We start from the raw sequence: 21574 nt of genomic DNA on the forward strand, positions 1-21574 counted from the left end.
CACTATGGATTGACATTGCTGGAGGTTGAAATAATATGACCTGACCGTGGAATTTTGAAACGCGCCAGGTTCGTCCCTTTTTCCTTGCGCAGTTCAGGTTTTCGCGGCCCGTAACATCGGGAGAGGATAACCAGAATGGCCGAAGGCCCGGTTCGCACAGGCAAGCCACGCGGCAATTTGCCGCCACTCGATCTCTATGTCCCCGAGCCGAAGTATCGGCCCGGCGATACGGTAGATTATACGCACCTGGAAATCCCCGAACCGGGCCTTCTGGCCCGGCCGGACGAGGCCTGCGAGGCGCAGGATACCTGGCCCCTGACGCTGGACATGATCCGCGTGCTGGGCGACGACGACCGCGCGGTCGGTCCGTGGAATCCCGGTCTCGATGCCGAGACATTGCGCCGCATGCTCGCGACGATGGCGCTTACCCGCGCCTTCGACGATCGCATGTATCGCGGCCAGCGGCAGGGCAAGACCAGCTTCTACATGAAGTGCACTGGAGAGGAGGCGATCTCGATCGCCTGCGCCCATGCGCTTGCGGCGGATGACATGGTGTTTCCCAGCTATCGCCAGCAGGGCATCCTCATCGCCCGCGGCTATCCGCTGGTGGAGATGATCAACCAGATCTACTCCAACCGCGCCGATCCCCTGAAAGGCCGCCAGTTGCCGATCATGTATTCGGCCAAGGACTACGGCTTCTTCACGATCTCCGGCAATCTCGCCACGCAGTTCCCGCAGGCGGTGGGCTGGGCCATGGCCAGCGCGATCAAGGGCGACACCCGCATCGCCACCAGCTTCGTGGGCGAAGGCTCCAGCGCGGAAGGCGACTTCCACGCGGCGATGACCTTCGCGGCGGTCTACAACGCGCCGGTCGTGCTCAACGTGGTCAACAACCAGTGGGCGATCTCCAGCTTCTCCGGCTTCGCCGGCGCGGAGCGCACGACCTTCGCGGCACGGGCGGCGGGCTATGGCATCGCCGGGCTGCGCGTGGACGGCAACGACATCCTGGCGGTCTACGCGGCGATGGAATGGGCTGCCAACAGGGCCCGCGCGAACAAGGGCCCGACGCTGATCGAGCACTTCACGTACCGCGCGGAAGGCCACTCCACTTCGGACGATCCCAGCGCCTACCGCTCCGCGCGCGAGGCGGAGGACTGGCCGCTGGGCGATCCGATCATGCGCCTCAAGCGCCATCTGATCGCGCTGGGCGAATGGTCTGAGGATCAGCACCAGGCGATGGACCGCGAATTGGCCGAGCAGGTCAAGGCGGCCACCAAGGAGGCCGAGAAGAACGGCATCCTCGGCCACGGTCTGCACCATCCGTTCCACACCATGTTCGAAGACGTGTTCGAGGATTTGCCATGGCATCTCCAGGAACAGGCCGAGCAGGCCATTCGCGAGCGACAGATCAAATGGCCGGAGTGGAAGGAGTGAGGACCATGATCGAGGAAAACCCCGTCAGCCTCCACGACGCGCCGAGCCGTTCGATGAACATGATCGAGGCGATCAACGACGCGCTCGACATCATGATGGCGCGCGATCCCGATGTCGTCGTCATGGGCGAGGATGTCGGCTACTTCGGCGGCGTGTTCCGCGCGACGGCAGGGCTGCAGAAGAAGTTTGGCAGGAACCGCGTGTTCGATACGCCGATCAACGAATGCGGCATCATCGGCGCTGCCGTGGGCATGGCCGCCTATGGCCTGCGCCCGGTGCCGGAAATCCAGTTCGCGGACTATATCTATCCGGGCCTGGACCAGCTCGTCTCCGAAGCGGCGCGCCTGCGCTATCGCTCCGCCGGCGAATTCGTCGCGCCGATCACCGTGCGCTCTCCGTTCGGCGGCGGCATCTTCGGCGGCCAGACCCACAGCCAGAGCCCGGAGGCGCTGTTCACGCATGTCGCCGGTCTCAAGACGGTGATCCCGGCAACCCCCCATGACGCCAAGGGCCTGCTGATCGCGGCGATCGAGGACAACGACCCGGTCATCTTCTTCGAGCCGAAGCGGATCTACAACGGCCCGTTCGACGGCTATTACGACCGCCCTTCGCGGCCGTGGAAGGGTCTGCCGGGAAGCCAGGTGCCGGAGGGCTACTACCGCATTCCGCTCGGCAAGGCGCGCGTGGTTCGTGAGGGCGCGGCGCTGACCGTCGTGACTTATGGCACCATGGTCCATGTGGCCGAGGCAGTCCTGGCCGAGAAGGGCATCGATGCCGAGATCATCGACTTGCGCAGCCTTGTCCCGCTCGACATCGACACTGTGGAAAAGTCGGTGGAGAAGACGGGCAAATGTCTGGTGATACACGAGGCCACCCGCACGTCCGGCTTCGGCGCGGAACTGGTGACGCTCGTGCAGGAACGCTGCTTCTATCATCTCGAGGCGCCGGTGGAGCGCGTGACGGGTTTCGACACGCCTTATCCGCATAGCCTCGAGTGGGCCTATTTCCCCGGTCCCGTCCGCATTGGCGAGGCGGTCGATCGGCTCATGAAGGATTGATCCGATGGGTCGTTTCACATTCCGCCTGCCGGACATCGGCGAGGGCATCGCAGAAGCCGAGATCGTCGCCTGGCACGTCAAGGTCGGCGACACGGTCGAGGAAGACGGCCGTCTGGCCGACATGATGACTGACAAGGCCACGGTCGAGATGGAAAGCCCGGTTTCGGGTACCGTGATCGAAGTGGCGGGCGAGGCGGGCGACGTGATCGCCATCGGCTCGCCGCTGGTGGTGATCGAGGTCGAAGGCGCCGGCAACGAGGTCGACCGTGCGCCTGCGCCGAAGGCTGCTGTGGTCGAGCAGCGGATCGCGGCGGAAACGCCCGATGCCGATGATGTCGCGCGCGTCGAGCAGGCGGCGGCACCGGCTCCCGAGCCGAAGCGCGAACCGGCTCCGGCGCCCGCTCCGGAACCTGCTCCTTCTGCCGCTGGTGCCAAGGCCCCGCAGCCGCGCCCGGCCGCTCATTCGAAAGTCATGGCCAGCCCGGCGGTCCGCAAGCGGGCGGCCGATCTCGGCATCGACCTTGGCGAAGTGCGCCCCGCCGAAGACGGCCGCCTGCGTCATGCGGATCTCGACGCCTTCCTGTCCTATAACGCCGCGGGCGGTTTCCAGCCGGCCGGGCGAAAGGGTCAGGACGAACAGGTCCGCGTGATCGGGTTGCGCCGCCGCATCGCCGAGAACATGGCGGCGTCCAAGCGCCAGATCCCGCATTTCGCCTATGTCGAGGAATTCGACGTGACGGCGCTGGAGGAAACGCGCGCACAGCTCAATGCGGGGAGGGGAGCCAATGTGGACGGTCGCCCCAAGCTGACGATGCTGCCGTTCCTCATCGCCGCGATCTGCAAGCTGCTGCCGAAGTATCCGATGCTCAACGCCCATTACGATGACGAGGCGGGCGTGGTGACGCGCTATGGCTCCGTGCATCTCGGCATGGCGGCGCAGACTCCCGCGGGCCTGATGGTCCCGGTGATCCGCGACGCGCAGGATCGCAACCTCTGGCAACTCGCCGCCGAGATCGGCCGTCTCGCCAATGCGGCGCGAGACGGGTCTGCGAAGTCTTCCGAGCTTTCGGGATCGACCATCACCGTTACCTCGCTCGGGCCGATGGGCGGCGTGGCGACCACGCCGGTCATCAATCGCCCCGAAGTGGCGATCATCGGTCCGAACCGCATCGTCGAGCGGCCGATGTTCGTGAAGGGCGCGGACGGCGCGGAGCGCATCGAAAAGCGCAAGATCATGAATATCTCGATGTCCTGCGATCACCGCGTGGTAGACGGGTGGGATGCAGCCAGCTTCGCGCAGGACCTCAAGAAGCTGATCGAGGCGCCGGCGCTTATTCTGGCGGGTTAGGCTGAGGGGCTGGAGCAGCGCATATGGGCAGGGATCCGCGTGTCGATGACTATATCGCCCGGTCTGCTGAGCCGCTGCGCCCCTTGCTCGAACAGCTGCGCGACATGGCGCACAGCGCGCTCCCTGAGGCCGAGGAGGCCATCAAGTGGAGCGTCCCCCACTTTACCGTGCGGGGCAAGAACGTCGCCGGGATGAGCGCGTTCAAGGCGCATTGCGCTTTCGGTATCCACGGCGATGCCATGTCGCGCCGTTTCATCCGTGTGGCATCCGAGGCGGACATGCCCCGCGAAGCCGAATTGTCGGCACTGCTGCACGAAGCGGCGGATCGTATTCTTGGCGGCCGTCCTCCTGCCAGGGCGCGAGCCGAACGAAAGCCGCGTCCGGAAATCCCCATGCCCGCAGAATTCGCCGCCTTGCTCGCGGCGGTGCCGCAGGCGCAGGCGGCGTTCGAACGATTCGCGCCCTCGCACAGGCGCGACTATCTCGAATGGATCACCGAGGCGAAGACGGCGGCAACGCGGGACAAGCGCATGGCCCAGGCGGCCGAATGGATCGCCGAAGGCAAGACGCGCAACTGGAAGTACGAGAAGCCGCGCATGGGCGCGTGAGGCCTCAGGGCGGGGGGTGCATCGGCGGGCGTGCCTCTCCAGGCGGCGGTGCCATATCAAGTCCGACAGAGTTGATGGGCCCGATTGCCGATGTGCGTGGCTCAAGGATGCAGAATCGCCCCTCGACCAACTCGGCCTTCCGCTCCTGTCGTGCCTGATCCGGCGTTACCGGAAAGTTTTTTCCTGCCATTTTGTTCGCGCGAAGGCACCGGACTTTGCCTTCGGGCCATGAAACCGGCCTAAACCTCACGAAAATCCGCGGGCTGTCGAAACTGTCCACAGGCTAGTCGCGGCGTCGTCGCAAAAATCTTCCCTGGCCTGGAATAGTGCGTTGACAGGCACCCGGTGCTGACATAGAGGGCGGCCTCCCAAGCGGACGCAACCGCAAGAACGCGGGTGTAGCTCAGTTGGTTAGAGTGCCGGCCTGTCACGCCGGAGGTCGCGGGTTCGAGCCCCGTCACTCGCGCCACTTGGGAATTTCCTGCCTGTGACAGGCAGGGGAAATGCTGGTAAACCAGCGACTTGAGGTAGTCTAAAAACCTCACATACATTGCTGCGCGGGTGTAGCTCAGTTGGTTAGAGTGCCGGCCTGTCACGCCGGAGGTCGCGGGTTCGAGCCCCGTCACTCGCGCCATTTCCTTCCCGGGAGGTGGTAAAGCAATGATACGAAACAGGCCGGGTTAACACCCGGCCTTTTCTTTTGCCTGCTCCGTTTCAGGGCCGTGCGCGGGGCAAGAAAAAAGCGCCGGGGAATCATCCCCAGCGCCCGGTCTCCATCCAGATCAGAAACCGCTTCAGCGGCAATATCCATACGATGCCGAGGGCTAGGTAGACCGGCGTCTGCAGCAGCACATGCCAGTTGCCGATCACCGGCGGCAGGTAGCGCGCCAGCAGCAGGCCGTAGACGCAGAGCGCCGCAAACAGCGCGAGCACCCCGATGGGGATTCGCCAGGTCGGGGTTTCGCGCAAGTCAGATCTCTCCCTCGTAGATTCTGGTCGGCGTCACGATCGCGTCGAGAATGCGGTCGTGCGGCTCCAGGGGGAGAGTTTCGGCCAACTGGCAGTCCCAGGCAAGGCCGATCGCGGGAACGTCGGGATTGGCTTCGAGCCAGCGGTCGTAATGGCCGCCGCCCTGGCCGAGGCGATGCCCCTGGGCCGTGAAAGCGAGCAGCGGCACCACGACGATGGCCGGGACCACCGGCCGTGCGTCGGGCAGGGGCTGAAGAGCGCCCCAGGGGCCGATCGTCAGCTGTTCCTCGTCGAAGGGATTGGCCCACTCCCGAAACTCCATCGCGCTTTCGCGCTCCGAGAACCAGGGCAGGGCGATGCGCCGGTCGTGTTCGGACAGCCATCGCGCCCAGCCGAAAGCCGGAGCTTCGTCACGCACGGGGGCGTAGAGGCCGATCGTCAGCCCCTCGGGCATCATTTCCGCGACAGGCGCGGGCGGGCGATTGAGGACGAGCGCCCGCATGCCCTGCGGCAGCGAGGCGACATGCTCCGTACGCGCGGCGCGATGCGCCTTGCGCAAGGCGCTTTTCTCGATCGTGGGGGAGAGAGGAGGCGACGAATCCACCGTGAGTCCCATTCTAGAATATCAGGCCAGAAAGTTCGGAACCGCGACAATACCACCGAAGCGCCTTCGCGGCATGTCGGAATTCGGGCATCTCGCGTGCCGAAAGGATAAGGCCGAAAGCGGGCCTTCGGGGCCTGTGCGGAGTGGGTGACGGGTCCACCTTGGGTCGTTGCCTAGAAATCCTCTGACGCCTCGACGTCAGGTGGGGACCATGTGCGTCGGACCACGGTCCGGGCAGGGACAGACCCCATTGGATTGCTTATAGCCTCAGGGATGTTCGAACGGCTCGTGCCGGGCAGATCCCGTCATCCCCTAGTTAGGCGTTCGGAGCGCTCTGCTCAAGGAGGTCCGCAAGTTTTTCGACATGATCGGCGATCCGCGCCAGTTCCTCGACCAGCACCTCGGGAATTTCCGGTACCGGCGCGGGCGGCGGGGTGGCGACCGGCGCCGCCGCGGGTTGCTGGGCGCGCTGGCGCAGCTCGTGCAGTTCGTCGGCCAGCATCAGCGAGGCGAAGAGCAGCATACGCGGCTCGGTCTGTCCCACTGCGCCGGCCTGGGCCAGCTTTTCGTCGATCATCTCGGCCAGGCGGGTGAGGTGAGCCTCTTCGCCGTCCGCGCAGGCGAGCATGAATTCGCGTCCGCCGATCATCAGGGAGATGTTTGCCATTGGCTCAGGGCTTCTGCTGCGGGGGGAGATGCTGGGGCTGGCGGTGCTGCGCCAGCAGCGCGTCGATCTCGCCCAGCGTGTCCTCGACCGTGCCGCGCAGGCGGCCGTGGCGGTCCTGCAAGTCGCGGCTATGCGATACCGCGCTTTCCAGCCGTGCGAGTGCGGCCCGGATCCTGTCGATTGCCTGCTCTGTAGCGGCCTCGTTCGTCACCTTTTCCATTGCCGCCTGCGCTACCGTGAAAACGCCAAAAGGCAATCAATTGCCCCGCCTTGTTCACAGTGCATTCGATCAGACGAGACGAATGTGCCACCATATGATTGGCGCATCCCTGTACAAGTCCTCATGTAGGCGGCAGGCCAATCCTCCTTAGGTGAACTTGACGGGAGACGGCCTCGCCCTAAAGGGGGTCGGCAAGTTCGAATCGTCCCATTCTTTCCGTTTCCGGAGCCTTCACGATGACCCTTGCTGCTGACCGTCTCGCGCCGATGGCCAATGCCATCCGGGCGCTGTCGATGGACGCGGTCCAGGCGGCCAACAGCGGCCACCCTGGTATGCCCATGGGCATGGCCGACGTCGCGACCGTCCTGTTCTCGAAGTTCCTCAAGTTCGACCCCGCACAGCCCAAGTGGGCCGACCGCGACCGCTTCGTGCTGTCGGCCGGCCATGGCTCGATGCTGGTCTACTCGCTGCTCCACCTGACCGGCTATGCCAGCCCGACGATGGACGACATCCGGAACTTCCGCCAGCTCGGCTCGGTCTGCGCCGGTCATCCGGAAAACTTCCTGATCGAAGGCGTGGAATGCACCACCGGCCCGCTCGGCCAGGGTCTGGCCATGGCCGTGGGCATGGCGATGGCGGAACGTCATCTCAATGCCACGTTCGGCGACGATCTTGTGGACCACAAGACCTGGGTCATCGCGGGTGACGGCTGCCTCATGGAAGGCATCAACCACGAGGCCATCGGCCTCGCCGGAAATCTCAAGCTGGGCCGCCTCAAGGTGCTGTGGGACGATAACCACATCACCATCGACGGCGATACCGCGCTCTCCACCAGCGAAGACATCCCCGCGCGCTTCCGCGCCGCCGGCTGGGAAACGCTGGACTGCGACGGCCACGACTTCGCGGACATCGAACGCGCGCTGGCCGCTGCCGCCGCTTCGGACAAGCCCACGCTCGTCGCCTGCCGCACGGTGATCGGCAAAGGCGCGCCCAACAAGCAGGGCGGTCATGACGTTCACGGCGCCGCTCTGGGCGATGCCGAAGTCGCCGCGGCCCGCGAATACCTTGGCTGGACCTCGGCTCCCTTCGAGATCCCGGCAGAGATCCTGGCCGACTGGCGCGCCACGGGCGAAGCCGGCGCGGCTGCCCATGTGGAATGGTTCGGCCGCCTGGCCGCTTCCGACAAGGGCGAGGAATTCAGCCGCCGCATGGCCGGCGAACTGCCGGAAGCCGATGCGATCCGCGCCAAGCTGGCCGAATGGCTGGAAGGCGAATCCACCGTCGCCACCCGCAAGGCGTCGGAAAACTGGCTGAACGTGCTGGCCCCGGCCATCCCCGAGATGATCGGCGGCTCGGCCGACCTCACCGGCTCGAACAACACCAAGGCCAAGTGCCAGGATCCGTTCAATCCCGAGAACTACGGCGGCCGCTACGTCTATTACGGCATCCGTGAATTCGGCATGGCCGCGGCCATGAACGGCATGGCCCTGCACGGCGGCGTGATCCCCTACGGCGGCACGTTCCTGATCTTCTCGGACTACTGCCGCAATGCGATCCGCCTCTCGGCGCTGCAGCAGACCCGCGTGATCTACGTGCTGACGCACGATTCGATCGGTCTCGGCGAAGACGGTCCGACTCACCAGCCGGTCGAGCATGTCATGTCCATGCGCCTGATTCCGAACCTCTACGTGTTCCGCCCGGCCGACGTGATCGAGACGGCGGAGTGCTGGAACATCGCGCTCGAATCCGAGGAAACGCCTTCGGTCCTGGCCCTTACCCGCCAGAACCTGCCGCAGCTTCGCAGCAGCGGCGACATGCTCTCGGCCCGCGGCGCCTACACGCTCCGCCATGCCGGCGCCGACCGCAAGGTGATCCTGATCGCCACCGGTTCGGAAGTCGAACTGGCCGTGAAGGTGAAGGACGCACTGGAATCGCAGGGCATCGGCGCCGATGTCGTCTCGATGCCGTGCATGGAACTCTTCGCCGCGCAGGACGAAGCCTACCAGCACGAGATCCTTCCCCATGATGCGTCGATCCTGAAGGTCTCGATCGAGGCCGGAACGACCATGGGCTGGGAACGCTATACCGCACAGAGCCGCAACGGCGGCCTGAACATCGGTCTCGACCGCTTCGGCGCCTCGGCCCCGGCCAAGGACCTGTTCGCGCGCTTCGGCTTCACCGTCGAGGCGATCGTTCCGAAGATTCTCAACAAGCTCAGCGTTTAAAGAGGAGATTATTGCAATGGCGACCAAGGTTGCGATCAACGGTTTCGGACGTATCGGGCGCAATGTCGCTCGCGCCATTCTCGAACGCACGGACCATGACCTCGAGCTGGTTTCGATCAACGACCTGGCGGACGCCAAGGCCAATGCTCTCCTGTTCAAGCGCGACAGCGTCCACGGTACTTTCGAAGGTACCGTGGAAGTTGACGGCACCGATCTCGTCATCAACGGCAAGCGCATTCATGTGACGGCCGAGCGCGATCCCGCCAACCTGCCGCACGCCGCGCAGGGCGTGGACATCGTTCTGGAATGCACCGGTTTCTTCACCAACAAGGAATCGGCCTCCAAGCACATCGACGCAGGCGCCAAGCGCGTGCTCGTCTCGGCGCCTGCCAAGGGCGTGGACCTCACCGTCGTTTACGGCGTGAACCACAAGGAACTGACCGCCGATCACGTCGTCGTGTCGAACGCCTCGTGCACCACCAACTGCCTGGCGCCCTTCGCCAAGGTTCTGCACGAGAAGATCGGTATCGAGCGCGGTCTGATGACCACGATCCACTCGTACACCAACGACCAGAAGATCCTCGACCAGATCCACAGCGATCCGCGCCGCGCCCGCGCTGCCGCGATGAACATGATCCCCACCAGCACCGGCGCCGCCGTTGCCGTGGGCCTCGTTCTTCCGGACCTGAAGGGCAAGCTCGACGGTTCGTCGATCCGCGTGCCGACCCCGAACGTCTCGGTCGTCGACCTGACCTTCGTGCCGAAGCGCGACACCACCACCGAAGAAGTCAACGCGCTGCTCAAGGAAGCGGCCGAGGGCGAACTCAAGGGCGTGCTCGCCTTCACCGAAGAACCGCTGGTCTCGATCGACTTCAACCACGACGCCCATTCGTCGACCATCGACAGCCTCGAGACTTCGGTCCTCGAAGGCAAGCTGGTCCGCGTCCTGTCGTGGTACGACAACGAGTGGGGCTTCTCCAACCGCATGGTCGACACGGCCGGCGTAATGGCCAAGTTCCTCTGATGCGCCTGCTCTGAGGCGTTGATGGAGGCGGGCCGCCTCATCGGTATCGCGCGGCGCAAACGGCCGCGCGCGCCGATGGAGGAATTGCGGTCCGCCGCCGTAACTGCCGCCGCGGGAGTCCAGGGGGACTTTCGCGGCGCGGTGCGTCCGGGCCGGGTGCCGCGCCGACAGGTCTCGCTGCTGGCAGCCGAAGACTGGCTGGCCGCGCTGCGCGACCTGGGATTGGCGGAGGGCGATTGTCCGCCCTGGCATGCACGGCGCGCCAACTTGCTGGTCGAAGGCCTGCGGGTGAACGGGATGCACCTTCCGCGCGAGAAAGGCTGCGTCATCGCCATCGGCGAAAGCCTGCGCATCGCAGTGACCATGGAATGCGACCCATGCAGCCGCATGGAAGACGTGGTGCCGGGGCTCATGGCCGCGCTCCTGCCGGATTGGCGGGGCGGCGTGCTGGGCACGGTGCTGACAGACGGCACGATCGCCGTCGGTGACGAGATAAGGATCGAGCAATGAGCGCTTTCAAGACCCTTGACGACCTTGGTGATGTGACGGGCAAGGTCGCGCTCGTGCGCGTCGACCTCAACCTGCCGATGAACGACGGGCAGGTCACGGATGACACCCGCATCCGCGCCGCGGCGCCGACAGTGCTGGAACTGGCCGAAAAGGGCGCCAAGGTGCTGCTGCTGGCCCACTTCGGCCGCCCCAAGGGTGAGCGCGTCTCGACCATGTCGCTGTCGATGGTGGTGGGCGCGGTCGAAAAGGTGTTCGGCAAGGAAGTGATGTTCGTGCCGGAGATCGCCGGCGACGTCGTCAAGCAGACGGTCGGCATCCTGCGCGCGGGCGACATCGCCATCCTGGAGAACACGCGCTTCTGGAAGGGCGAGGAAAAGAACGACCCCGAGCTGGTCAAGGCCATTGCCGCCAATGCCGACTTCTACGTGAACGACGCCTTCTCCGCCGCCCACCGCGCCCATGCCACGACCGAGGGTCTTGCCCATGTGCTGCCCGCTTATGCCGGCCGCTCGATGCAGGCCGAACTCGAGGCGCTCGACAAGGCGCTCGGCAAGCCCGAAAAGCCCGTCGCGGCCGTCGTCGGCGGCGCGAAGGTTTCCTCCAAGCTCGACGTGCTCAAGCACCTCGTCACCCAGGTCGATCACCTCATCATCGGCGGCGGCATGGCCAACACGTTCCTGGCCGCCAAGGGCGTGGACGTGGGCAAGTCGCTTTGCGAGCACGACCTTACCGGCACGGCCAACGAGATCCTCGACGTGGCCGACCAGTCGGGCTGCACCGTCCACCTCCCTTACGAAGTGGTCGTCTCGAAGGAATTCGCCGCCAATCCGCCCAGCTTGCGCACCTGCAACGTTCATGAAGTGGCCGCTGACGAGATGATCCTCGACGTCGGCCCGCTGGCCGTCGAAGCCCTGGGCGACGTGCTCAAGACCTGCCGCACGCTCGTGTGGAACGGGCCGCTGGGTGCGTTCGAGACGGTTCCCTTCGATGCGGCCACCGTGGCCCTGGCAAAAACCGCTGCCGCGCTGACCCGCGAGGGCTCGCTGGTCTCGGTTGCCGGCGGCGGCGATACGGTTGCGGCGCTTCACCACGCCGGCGTGGCGGACGACTTCTCGTACATCTCGACGGCAGGCGGCGCCTTCCTCGAATGGATGGAAGGCAAGGAACTTCCGGGCGTGGCCGCGCTTTCGGCCTGAGTCGATTACACCATCGGTCCCGGACCTGATCCGGGACCGATGACAGGTCTTTGGGCGGGGATGCGAAGCGCGCCGCCGCGAAGGGGCCGTTCAGGGCCGGCGGTCCCGGATCAGGTCCGGGACGTCGAGAGGGGGATGCCGCAGGAATGAGCCACCGTGACCAAGTCGCGCCGCCGTGGCACGGGCGTTACGTCACGTTGGACGGCATGCGCGGGATTGCCGCGCTGGCGGTGGCGCTGTTCCACTTCAACATCTCCCAGGCACCGCACGGCTACGTCGCGGTGGATTTCTTCTTCGCGCTCTCGGGCTTCGTGCTCTGCACCAGCTACCTGCCGCGCTGGCAGGGAGGCATGGGCGCGGGCGACTTCATGACCAAGCGCCTGGTCCGGCTCTATCCGTTGTTTCTCGTCGGCGTGCTGCTGACGACCACGGTGGGCCTGGTACGCCACTATACCGGCGGTGACACTTCGCTGCGCGTGCCGACGATCGTGATCAGCACCGCCATCAATGCGCTGATGCTGCCGTCCCCGCTGACGAACACCCTGTTTCCGCTCAACGTCCCGGCCTGGTCGCTGTTCTACGAGCTTGTCGCCAATCTGGTGATGATCCTGCTGCTGTTCCGCCTGCCGCGGTTCGCCCTGCTGGCGGTCTGCGCGGCTTCGGCATGGTGGTTCGCCCCGGCGGTATTGGAGAACGGCTCGGGCAATATCGGTGCGATCTGGAACGAGTGGTCGGTGGCGCTGGCCCGCACGCTCTACTCCTTCTGCGCCGGCATGCTGATCGCGCGCCTGCGCCAGCCCGCGCACCGGCCGGCGACGCTCGGCGGGCTGGCCTGCCTCGCCGCGATCGCTGCAATGCTGCTGGCCGATCCCCACTGGCTATCGGCCAGCCACTACGACCTTGCCTGCACGCTGTTGCTGTCCCCCTTGCTGGTCTGGCTGGGATCGCGCGTCGAACCCTCGCGAAAGCTGGCGCCCGCGGCCTGGTTCGTTGGCGAGGTGTCGTTCGCGCTCTATGCCGTGCACTGGGCGCTGATAGAGCCGATGCGTTACTTCAAGGACGACCTCCACTACAACGAAGTGCTGATGGCCTTCGCGTTCCTGGGCGCGTGCCTCCTCGTCGCGTGGTTCTGCGTGCGCTGGATCGACGTTCCCGCGCGCATGCTGCTGTCCGACATGCTGCGCCGCCGCAAGCGCGCGCGCGTCTTCGCCGGAACGGATCACCCAACCGACGGATAGCCTTTTGCCGCAGTTGCGAAACGGTGGCTCGGGGAATAAGCCCGTTTCAGGTTGTCGATACAACTAGGAGGAGAAAACCATGCAATATTCGGAAATGGCGGCCAAAATGGCCGGCGGGAACGGCTTTATCGCCGCGCTCGACCAAAGCGGCGGCTCCACGCCCAAGGCCCTGAAGGGCTACGGCATCGAGGAAGGCGCCTGGTCGAGCGAAGAGGAGATGTTCGGCCTGATCCACCAGATGCGCGCCCGCATCATCGCCTCGCCAGCCTTCACCGGTGACAAGGTGATCGGCGCGATCCTGTTCGAGCGGACCATGGATGGCGAAGTCGCCGGCGTGCCCACTCCGCAGGCGCTGATCGCCAAGGGCGTGGTTCCCTTCATCAAGGTCGACAAGGGCCTGGAAGACGAAGCCAACGGCGTACAGCTGATGAAGCCGATGCCGACCCTCGATGCCCTGCTGGAGCGTTCCAAGGCGCTCGGCGTGTTCGGCACCAAAGAGCGTTCGGTGATCAATTCGGCCAATGCCAAAGGCATCGCCGCCGTGGTGAAGCAGCAGTTCGAGATCGGCAGCCAAGTGCTCTCGCACGGCATGATGCCGATCATCGAGCCGGAAGTGAACATCAAGAGCGAGACTCGCGCCGAGTGCGATTCGCTGCTCCTGGCCGAGATCCTCAAGAACCTCGATGCCCTGCCGGAAGGCACGCGCGTCATGCTCAAGCTTTCGCTGCCGATCGTGCCGGGCACGTTCGACCCGCTGGTTTCGCACCCCAAGGTTCTGCGCGTGGTGGCGCTTTCGGGCGGCTACAAGCGCACCGAAGCCTGCGCCGAACTGGCAAAGAACAAGGGCATCATCGCCAGCTTCAGCCGCGCGCTGCTGGAAGACCTGCGCTCGCAGATGAGCGACGCGGAATTCGACGCCGCGCTGAGCGAGGCGATCGACGAAATCTTCGCGGGTTCTACCGAAAAGGTCGGCGCGACCACCGCCGCCTGATCCTGCCCGGGGATTTTCGCTTGAAGGAAGGGCGGTGCCGCAAGGCGCCGCCTTTTTCCGTTACGGCCTTTCGTCAGGTCCTTGGCTGCTTGGCAGCGGTCAGAGGCCGCCCATGAAGCGGAAGCCGAACTGGTAGGCGAAAGGCGCCGGTTTCCTGCCGGCAGTGGGCCGAGGCAGGGCATCCAGCAAGTCGAGCTGTCCATCCGCGATCTGCACGGGCTGTCCCAGCGTCATCTCCACTTCGCGCGGCCCCGAACCCAGGTCCACGCGAACGCGAACTCTCAGGCGGCCGGCCCAGACGCATTGGGTGCCTTCGGCGCAGCGGCTGTCCTCCAGCAGCGCGAGCGGGGTCACCTTGGGGCCGTCGACGAAGACCGTCTCGCCGATGCGGGTATAAGCGAGCGGTGGTCCCTCGTAGGGCGCGCGCGGCGGGGGGGATTGCGGGGTGTAGAAATCGGTGGCCGGTGGACCGCCTGCATGGACATCCGGTTCGGGGGCCAGCACTTCCGGGTCCGGGGCGGTTGGCGGCGGGAGCGGGGCAGGGGCCGATGCTGGTGCCGGAGTCGAGGCGGGCGCATGGGGCCGCACAGGGGAGGCTGGAATGATCCGGCAGGCAGACAGCGCGACCAACGCGGTCGCGAGCGAAAGGGCAGTCGTCAGGGCGCGGCTTCTCATGATCCTCACACGGTAGGGGGAGAGGGACTTGGGGCGGCTCCTCGCCGAGAAACCGCATCGCGCCTGAACCTTGCCCGAACTGAAGCCCTTGCGCCAATGCCTCATCGGACGAGGAAGCCTTTTCCTGAGCCCGAGGACGCGCTAGGGCCGCGGCATGGACGAAAACGAACGCGAACCGACGCAGCTTTATCTTATCTCGCCGCTCGAAGTGGGCGGCGGCTTTCCCGATCGCCTGGCGCGTGCGCTGGATGCGGCGCCGGTCGCGGCGTTCCAGTTCCGGGTCAAGGACCTCGACCAGCACGAGGCCGCGCGGCTTGCGGAACCGCTGCAGAAGATCTGCGGGGAACGGGACGTGGCGTTCATCGTCAACGATTCGATCAGCCTGGCCAAGCGTCTCGGCGCCGATGGCGTGCACATCGGCCAGGAAGACGGCACGGTGGAAGAGGCGCGCAATGCGCTCGGCCGCGATGCGCAAGTCGGCGTGACTTGCCACGACAGCCGCCACCTGGCCATGGATGCGGGGGAGGCCGGCGCGGACTACGTGGCGTTCGGGGCCTTCTTCCCTACGACGACCAAGCAGGTGAAGCACATGGCGGGCGTCGACCTGCTCGAATGGTGGCAGGCGATCTTCGAGATCCCTTGCGTGGCCATCGGCGGGATCACGCCTGAAAACTGTGCTCCTCTGGTGAAGGCCGGCGCGGACTTCCTGGCCGTATCGGGGGCGGTCTGGAACGGCGACGAAGCCGCCGCGATCAAGGCTTTCCACGAAGCGCTGACCGCAGCGAACTGATCCTGCCGGAGGGGGCGGGGCGAAGCGGGAAACCCACAGGGTTTCCACTGTCGCTCCACCGGCTTTCCACGGCCAGTCCCCAGGCTTTGCACAGCTTATCCACAGGCTTGCCCCGCGGGGGCGAGCGGTGCAGAAACGGCACATGGACATCGATCGTTACTTCGCCCGTATCGGCCTTTCCGAGATGCCGGCCCGCTCTTCGGAAGGGCTGGGCGCGGTGCAGACGGCGCATCGCCGGTCGATCGGTTTCGAAAACCTCGCGATACCGCTGGGACAGGGCATCCGCATCGACAGTGCCAGCGTCTTCGAAAAGCTCGTGACGCGCGGTCGCGGGGGCTATTGCTTCGAACAGAACCGCCTCTACGCCGACGCGCTTTCGGCCATGGGGCTGGTCAACCGGCCCCTGCTGGCCCGCGTGCTGCTGGGGCTGGGCGAGGGCGTGGTTCCGCCCCGTACCCATACCCTGCTGCTGGTCAATCTGGACGGCGAGGCCTGGATTGCCGATGCCGGCTTCGGCGGCAGCTACGTTCCGCCGCTCCCGCTTGAAGACGGCGCGCAAGTGCAGACCGGCGACGGCGCCTGGCACAGGCTTCTGCGCGGCGGAGAACGCGGATCGCTGGGCGGTGAATGGCGGCTCGAACGCGCCGGTCCCGCAGGCGCCACCGATGGACGCGGCGCTCCCCACGGCGACTGGCAGCCGCAATATGTGTTCGATCTCGATGATGTCGCGCAGGACGACCTGGAGATGAGCAACCACTGGACCTCGACCCGGCCCGGCACGCGCTTCACCACGCTCTGCGTCGCCAGCGTGGTGCTGGAAGGCGGCTTCGCGTCCTTGAGCGACCGGCAGTTCACGATCGGCCGTCACGGCAAGAGCGAAGTTCGCCAGATCGAAACCGCCGCCGAATATGCCCGCCTTCTGGGCGAGACGTTCGGCATCACGCTCAGCGAGGAAGACGCTGCAAAACTGCCGATTTTCGCCTGAGCAAGCAGTCCCTTACGAGACGCTCAGTTTGTCCGCCAAGCGGTGACGGGCCGGGCGGCTGAGGGCCGCCGAGCTTACTTCTCTCGCAGCCTCGGCATCAGTTCCACGAAGTTGCAGGGACGGTTCCGGCTGTCGAGCTGCTCGGCCAGAATGCCGTCCCAACCGTCCTTCACTGCGCCGTTCGAGCCGGGGAGGGCGAAGAGGTAAGTGCCGCGCGAAACGGCGGCGCAGGCGCGGGACTGGACGGTGGACGTGCCGATGGTCTTGTACGAAAGCCAGCGAAACAGCTCTCCAAACCCCGGAATGTCGCGCTCCTTCACCCGGTCGATGGCCTCGGGCGTGACGTCGCGCCCGGTGAGGCCGGTCCCGCCGGTGGAGACGATGGCGTCCACGTTCGGATCGTCGATCCAGGCGTTCAACCTTGCGGCGATCACGTCGGCATCGTCGCGCTCGATCGCGCGGTCGGCCAGGGCATGGCCGGCGTCGCGAATGCGCTGGACGAGGATGTCGCCCGAAGTGTCGTTTTCGGGGCCGCGCGTGTCGGAGACGGTCAGGACGGCGATATTGATGGGCTTGAAGACACGCTCGGGATCAATGGCCACGCACGATTGCCCCGTTCGCCGTCATGCGGACGGCCTGCGAGCCCGAGAGGCCGGGGAACGTCGGCCACATATCCTGCGCCAGCGCCATGCGGCTTTCGGACTGGCCTCCGGCCTGACGCTCGTACATCCAGTAATTGCGCAGCACGATGTTCACGTAACCGCGCGTCTCCCAGTACGGCAAGGATTCGATCCAGAGCAGCGGATCGCCCTGGCAGTTCACTTCGGAGTTCCAGCGGCGCACCGGCAGCGGACCGGCATTGTAGGCGGCCATGACCTTGGGCAGCAGGCCCTGCGTACCCGGATCGTTGCGCAGCATCTCAAGATGGCGTTGGCCGAAGGCAAGGTTCACTTCCGGCTTGTTGAGATCGGAAGCGTTGCCGGTGTAGCCGAGCGAATTGGCATGATCGCGCGCGGCAGCGGGCATGATCTGCATCAGGCCGCGCGCGCCCGCCGGGCTGACGACGCTGGTCTGGAAGATCGATTCCTGAAGGGCATGGGCATAGACCAGTGCCGGATCGACCTTCCAGCCGCCGACCGGGTTCCACTTGGGGGTGGGGAACCGGCTTGCCGGCTCGGGCTTGCCGCCGAAGGGCGCGTTATAGGCCATCCAGAGCTGGGTGGAGGGCAGGCCGAGATCGCGGGCAAGGCGCGTGATCGAGGCATATTGGTCCGGGGTGCCGATGCGGGCCTGGTGGCGCAGCACTTCGTCGGCCAGGCTGTCCTCGCCGATCTCGGCGAGTTCCACGGCCGTGCGGATGTTGGTGTTGGTGCGCAGCACTTGCCAGTCGTTCTGGGTGAAGTCCGCCGCGGCATGCTGTTCCGGCAGCTTCATGCCCAACTGCTCGGCGGCCAGCATGCCGTAAAGCGTCTCGTCGCGGGCGGCGGCGAGGCGCAGGGCTGCCGAAGCCTGTTCCGGCTTGCGGCAACGCACGAGGGCGCGGCCGCGCCAATAGTGCGCCGCGCTGGTGAGTTCGGCGTTCTCGGACGACTTGGCGGTCTTGTCGAAAGCGTCGGCCGCGCCGTCGCAGTCACCCAGACGCCAGGCGGCCAGACCGGCGGTCCACCACGCTTCGCCGACCCAGGGGCCGGTGCCCATCGCGGCAAGCTGTGCTAGCTGATAGGCCTGCGCATCCTGATTCTCGATATAAAAGCTCCAGGCCACTTTCTGGCGCCATTCGGCCCGGGTCGAGGGGCTGAGGCCAGCGTCGATGCCGTCCAGCAGCATGCGGGCGCCGGTGGGATCGTCGGCCTTGATGCGGTCGTTGATGCCGCTTGCGATCATGGCGGGCATCGTGCCGTCGTCGATCGAGGAGGGCCGCACGCGCTTCACCATGGTCGGCAGGCGGGCGAACTGCTGCTCGGCGGGAAGCGAGGGCACGTTGAGCGCGCCGCGCTTGAGGGCCAGGCGGCTGATCTGGTCTGCGCCGGGCAGGTCGGTGCCTTCGGCCAGCCACGATTGCAGCGCGGGAAGCTCGATCTTGGGAGAGCCGGACGCAAGATAGTAAGCGGCGCGAAGCTGCTGGTGGAGCGGGCCCTCGGGACGGTCTGCCAGCAAGCGCTGGACAGTGGACCAATCCTTCGAGTCCACGGCGTCGAAAGCCTGCTTGTAATAGGCGCGGTCATCCTGGCTCAGCAGCGAGGGAACCGCGGTATTGTCCGCGCGCGAGCGAAAATATTCCACGGCCGCGCTGTTGGCGATGGCCGGGCTTGCGCCCAGGGCGGACATGACGGTGAGAACGGCAAAAGTGACGCCTGTGGCTGCGCTGGCGCGCCAGGGTCCCTTGCGGTTTCTCTCCATGCCGGATCTTTTCAAATTCATTCCCCGCATCGTGCGACCTAATCGCCGGCGGAAATCGGTCCTTTCAGGACTTCTGATCCTCCGGCGCGGTTGATACCGACTTGTCAGTTTCAGACTTTGACCACTCTAGCCAGGCGCTCCAGAAGCTCGCCTTCGCGCGCGGTTGTTGCATCAGCGCGGCGAGCCCCCACCCGGCCAGAAGCGGTATAACACATCCTTCATGATGAAATTGTCTTAAAACGGCAGCGCGTTGCGGCGATTCGTGGCCAATGAGCGACAGGACGTTTCCGCCCAGCACCATGAGTCGCTGCGGGGCCACAAGGTTAACGTGCCGCGCCAGCGCATCGCCAAGGCCGCGAGTCTCCGCGGCGCGCCAGTCGGGCAGGGCGTCGTGGCGGGGCAGGGCGCTGGCGAGGTAAACTTCCTCGCGCCGGGTGCCGAAGGCGGCCAGCATCGCGTCCAGCAGCTTGCCCTGGGGGCCGGTCAGCAGCGTTTCGCGGTCCTGCGGCTCGGGAGTCTCGACGACGATCATGAGCGGCGCGCCGCTTTGCCCCGAGGGCAGGATGCGCCCGGCGGATCCGCCGTCGTCCAGCAGCGATTCGCGCATCCACCAGTCGCGGAAGGCCGGAAGGTCGGCCGGCAGCAGCGCCGGATCGATCCGCGAAGGCAGGGCCGGCGGCGCGTCGACTTGCACCGGGGGGCGCCGCCGCGGGGGAATCCGGCCGCCGTTTTCGTCGCGTTCTTCCTCGGGCACGATCCACTGGCGCGGCGTGTCCAGGAAGTCGAAATCGACCCCGGCCTCGCGCCACCAGTCCAGCGCACCTGTGATATCGTCCAGAAATTGCCGATTTGAGGCCTGATCCATCGGCTGGGTCTTGACCTCTTGGCTTCCACCAATCAAGGCATTTCGAGAAAATTAATCGAGCGACTAAATTAGGGGCAGGCTCAGTGGACGCAATGATTGAACGCGAAGAGATGCCGTATGACGTCGTCATCGTCGGCGGTGGGCCTGCCGGCCTTGCCACGGCGATCCGGCTGAAGCAGGTCGATCCGGCGCTGTCGGTCTGCGTGCTGGAGAAGGGCTCGGAGATCGGCGCGCACATTCTTTCGGGCGCGACGATCGATCCCAGGGCGCTCGACGAACTGCTGCCCACCTGGCGCGAGGACGGCTGCCCGCTGGCGGAAACGCCGGTGACCGACAACTGGCACTGGCATCTCACGAAGAAGAAGAAGTTCGGTCTGCCGCACCTGGTCATGCCGCCGTTCATGTCGAACGAGGGCAATTACACCGGCTCGCTGGGCAATCTCTGCCGCTGGCTGGCCGAACAGGCCGAGGCGCTGGAGATCGAGATCTTCCCGGGCTTCCCGGCCGCCGAGATCCTCTATGACGAGAGCGGCGCCGTGATCGGCGTGCAGACCGGCGACATGGGCGTCGACCGCGAGGGCAATCCCAAGGCCGACTTCCAGCCGGGCATGAACCTGCTGGGCAAGTACACCGTGTTCTGCGAAGGCGCGCGCGGCCACCTGACCAAGCGGCTCAAGGCCAGGTACGACCTTGAAGCGGATTGCCAGCCGCAGATCTACGGCATCGGCATCAAGGAACTCTGGGACATTCCGGCCGACAAGCACGTTCCCGGCCGAGTCATCCACACCCAGGGCTGGCCGATGAGCGAGACCGATTCTTGGGGCGGCGGGTTCCTCTACCACCAGGCCAACAACCAGGTGGCGCTCGGCTTCGTGACCGCGCTCGATTACAAGAATCCCTACGTCTACCCGTTCGAGGAATTCCAGCGCTGGAAGCAGCACCCGGAAATCCGCGCGATCCTGGAAGGCGGCAAGCGCGTTGCCTACGGCGCGCGCGCGATCAACGAGGGCGGCTGGCAGTCGGTGCCGATGCTGGCCTTCCCGGGCGGCGTGCTGGCGGGTTGCTCGGCCGGTTTCGTCAACGTGCCGCGCATCAAGGGCACGCATACCGCGATGAAGAGCGGCATGCTGGCGGCCGAGGCGATGGCCGCGGCGATCAACGCGGGCCGCGCGCAGGACACGCTGGGCGAATACGATACGGCGGTGCGCGAAAGCTGGATCGCCAAGGAACTGAAGCTCGTCCAGAATGCCGAGCCGATGGTCGCCAAGTGGGGCGGGGAAATCGGCACGGTGCTGGCCGGCGCGGACATGTGGCTGCGCACGCTGTTCGGCTTCGGCCTGGCCAAGCCGATGAAGCATCACACCGACGCCTCGACGCTCCAGCGCGCCGATCTCTACCAGCCGATCGCCTATCCCAAGCCCGACGGTGTCATCAGCTTCGACCGCCTGACCAGCGTGTCCTACTCGTTCACCAATCACGAGGAAGACCAGCCGGTCCACCTGAAGCTCAAGGATGCCAGCGTCCCGACCGCGATCAACCTACCGCTCTATGCCGGGCCGGAAGCGCGCTATTGCCCGGCCGGAGTCTACGAATTCGTCGATCCGGACGGTGCGGGCGCCAAGCTCCAGATCAACGCGCAGAACTGCGTCCACTGCAAGACCTGCGACATCAAGGACCCCACCCAGAACATCGAATGGGTGACGCCGGAAGGCGGCGGCGGCCCGAACTATCCGAATATGTGATCGAGAAGGGGAGGGCCAGGCCTTC

General features: G+C 65.7%; 21 protein-coding genes and 2 tRNA genes. 15 read left to right on the plus strand and 8 right to left on the minus strand.

Going from position 1 to position 21574, the window contains the following annotated elements:
• Positions 1-135 precede the first annotated feature (135 nt).
• From ACZ1J6_RS09325 to ACZ1J6_RS09350, 6 genes are all read left to right on the plus strand, one after another.
• Entirely contained in the window at positions 136-1434 is a 1299-nt protein-coding gene (locus ACZ1J6_RS09325) for a thiamine pyrophosphate-dependent enzyme (protein WP_314463425.1), read from the plus strand.
• A gap of 5 nt (positions 1435-1439) precedes the next feature.
• Positions 1440-2492, plus strand: a complete 1053-nt coding sequence (locus ACZ1J6_RS09330; RefSeq protein ID WP_134094932.1) for an alpha-ketoacid dehydrogenase subunit beta — start codon at positions 1440-1442, stop codon at positions 2490-2492.
• A 4-nt stretch (positions 2493-2496) separates the two neighbouring features.
• Complete coding sequence (locus ACZ1J6_RS09335; RefSeq protein WP_431568431.1) at positions 2497-3840, plus strand: dihydrolipoamide acetyltransferase family protein; 1344 nt, start codon at positions 2497-2499, stop codon at positions 3838-3840.
• Between the two features lie 23 nt (positions 3841-3863).
• Entirely contained in the window at positions 3864-4448 is a 585-nt protein-coding gene (locus ACZ1J6_RS09340; protein ID WP_465128059.1) for a YdeI/OmpD-associated family protein, read from the plus strand.
• 392 nt (positions 4449-4840) lie between these two features.
• Positions 4841-4917 (plus strand) — tRNA-Asp (locus tag ACZ1J6_RS09345).
• An 88-nt stretch (positions 4918-5005) separates the two neighbouring features.
• Positions 5006-5082 (plus strand) — tRNA-Asp (locus ACZ1J6_RS09350).
• 119 nt (positions 5083-5201) lie between these two features.
• Here ACZ1J6_RS09350 and ACZ1J6_RS09355 read toward each other — a convergent pair.
• From ACZ1J6_RS09355 to ACZ1J6_RS09370, 4 genes are all read right to left on the minus strand, one after another.
• Complete coding sequence (locus tag ACZ1J6_RS09355) at positions 5202-5417, minus strand: DUF2842 domain-containing protein (RefSeq protein ID WP_132262141.1); 216 nt, start codon at positions 5415-5417, stop codon at positions 5202-5204.
• Position 5418: 1 nt separating this feature from the next.
• Positions 5419-6021 carry a 5-formyltetrahydrofolate cyclo-ligase gene (locus tag ACZ1J6_RS09360; protein ID WP_465128060.1) on the minus strand — a complete coding sequence of 201 codons (603 nt, stop codon included), beginning with the start codon at positions 6019-6021 and terminating at the stop codon, positions 5419-5421.
• A gap of 316 nt (positions 6022-6337) precedes the next feature.
• A complete protein-coding gene (locus ACZ1J6_RS09365) occupies positions 6338-6688 on the minus strand; it encodes a cell division protein ZapA (protein ID WP_431568434.1) in 351 nt (116 codons plus the stop codon).
• A gap of 4 nt (positions 6689-6692) precedes the next feature.
• A complete protein-coding gene (locus ACZ1J6_RS09370) occupies positions 6693-6908 on the minus strand; it encodes a hypothetical protein (protein ID WP_132262146.1) in 216 nt (71 codons plus the stop codon).
• A gap of 236 nt (positions 6909-7144) precedes the next feature.
• Here ACZ1J6_RS09370 and tkt point away from each other — a divergent pair, with 236 nt between their 5' ends.
• From tkt to ACZ1J6_RS09400, 6 genes are all read left to right on the plus strand, one after another.
• Entirely contained in the window at positions 7145-9133 is a 1989-nt protein-coding gene (tkt, locus tag ACZ1J6_RS09375; protein WP_132262148.1) for a transketolase, read from the plus strand.
• Between the two features lie 16 nt (positions 9134-9149).
• Positions 9150-10157: a type I glyceraldehyde-3-phosphate dehydrogenase gene (gene gap / locus ACZ1J6_RS09380; RefSeq protein WP_132262150.1), complete on the plus strand. Its 1008-nt coding sequence runs from the start codon at positions 9150-9152 to the stop codon at positions 10155-10157.
• Between the two features lie 75 nt (positions 10158-10232).
• Positions 10233-10667: an MOSC domain-containing protein gene (locus tag ACZ1J6_RS09385; RefSeq protein WP_132264040.1), complete on the plus strand. Its 435-nt coding sequence runs from the start codon at positions 10233-10235 to the stop codon at positions 10665-10667.
• Positions 10664-11863, plus strand: coding sequence for a phosphoglycerate kinase (locus tag ACZ1J6_RS09390; protein ID WP_132262152.1), 1200 nt, complete (start codon positions 10664-10666; stop codon positions 11861-11863). Before ACZ1J6_RS09385 ends, ACZ1J6_RS09390 begins: the two co-directional genes overlap by 4 nt.
• Before the next feature lie 146 nt (positions 11864-12009).
• The gene (locus ACZ1J6_RS09395; RefSeq protein WP_431568435.1) at positions 12010-13101 is read left to right on the plus strand and encodes an acyltransferase family protein; all 1092 of its coding nucleotides are present in this window, start codon (positions 12010-12012) and stop codon (positions 13099-13101) included.
• A gap of 79 nt (positions 13102-13180) precedes the next feature.
• A complete protein-coding gene (locus tag ACZ1J6_RS09400) occupies positions 13181-14092 on the plus strand; it encodes a fructose bisphosphate aldolase (protein WP_431568436.1) in 912 nt (303 codons plus the stop codon).
• A gap of 99 nt (positions 14093-14191) precedes the next feature.
• On the opposite strand, the gene ACZ1J6_RS09405 is transcribed toward ACZ1J6_RS09400, so the two are convergent.
• Positions 14192-14596, minus strand: coding sequence for a hypothetical protein (locus ACZ1J6_RS09405; RefSeq protein WP_207912790.1), 405 nt, complete (start codon positions 14594-14596; stop codon positions 14192-14194).
• A gap of 325 nt (positions 14597-14921) precedes the next feature.
• Between ACZ1J6_RS09405 and thiE the strand changes: the two genes are divergently transcribed.
• Positions 14922-15557 (plus strand): thiamine phosphate synthase, encoded by a 636-nt coding sequence (thiE, locus tag ACZ1J6_RS09410; RefSeq protein ID WP_134092680.1) that lies wholly within the window; start codon positions 14922-14924, stop codon positions 15555-15557.
• Between the two features lie 142 nt (positions 15558-15699).
• Positions 15700-16542: an arylamine N-acetyltransferase family protein gene (locus ACZ1J6_RS09415; protein WP_431568437.1), complete on the plus strand. Its 843-nt coding sequence runs from the start codon at positions 15700-15702 to the stop codon at positions 16540-16542.
• Between the two features lie 74 nt (positions 16543-16616).
• Here ACZ1J6_RS09415 and moaB read toward each other — a convergent pair whose 3' ends face one another.
• From moaB to ACZ1J6_RS09430, 3 genes are all read right to left on the minus strand, one after another.
• A complete protein-coding gene (gene moaB / locus ACZ1J6_RS09420; protein WP_134092682.1) occupies positions 16617-17144 on the minus strand; it encodes a molybdenum cofactor biosynthesis protein B in 528 nt (175 codons plus the stop codon).
• Positions 17134-18942, minus strand: a complete 1809-nt coding sequence (locus ACZ1J6_RS09425) for a lytic transglycosylase domain-containing protein (RefSeq protein ID WP_132262162.1) — start codon at positions 18940-18942, stop codon at positions 17134-17136. The genes moaB and ACZ1J6_RS09425 overlap by 11 nt, the downstream gene beginning before the upstream one ends.
• Positions 18943-19006: 64 nt before the next feature.
• Positions 19007-19807: a uracil-DNA glycosylase family protein gene (locus tag ACZ1J6_RS09430; protein WP_134092684.1), complete on the minus strand. Its 801-nt coding sequence runs from the start codon at positions 19805-19807 to the stop codon at positions 19007-19009.
• A gap of 92 nt (positions 19808-19899) precedes the next feature.
• On the opposite strand from ACZ1J6_RS09430, the gene ACZ1J6_RS09435 reads away from it, so the two are divergent.
• A complete protein-coding gene (locus tag ACZ1J6_RS09435) occupies positions 19900-21549 on the plus strand; it encodes an electron transfer flavoprotein-ubiquinone oxidoreductase (protein WP_465128061.1) in 1650 nt (549 codons plus the stop codon).
• Positions 21550-21574 lie beyond the last annotated feature (25 nt).

It is taken from the genome of Novosphingobium sp. BL-S-21, from assembly GCF_055521655.1.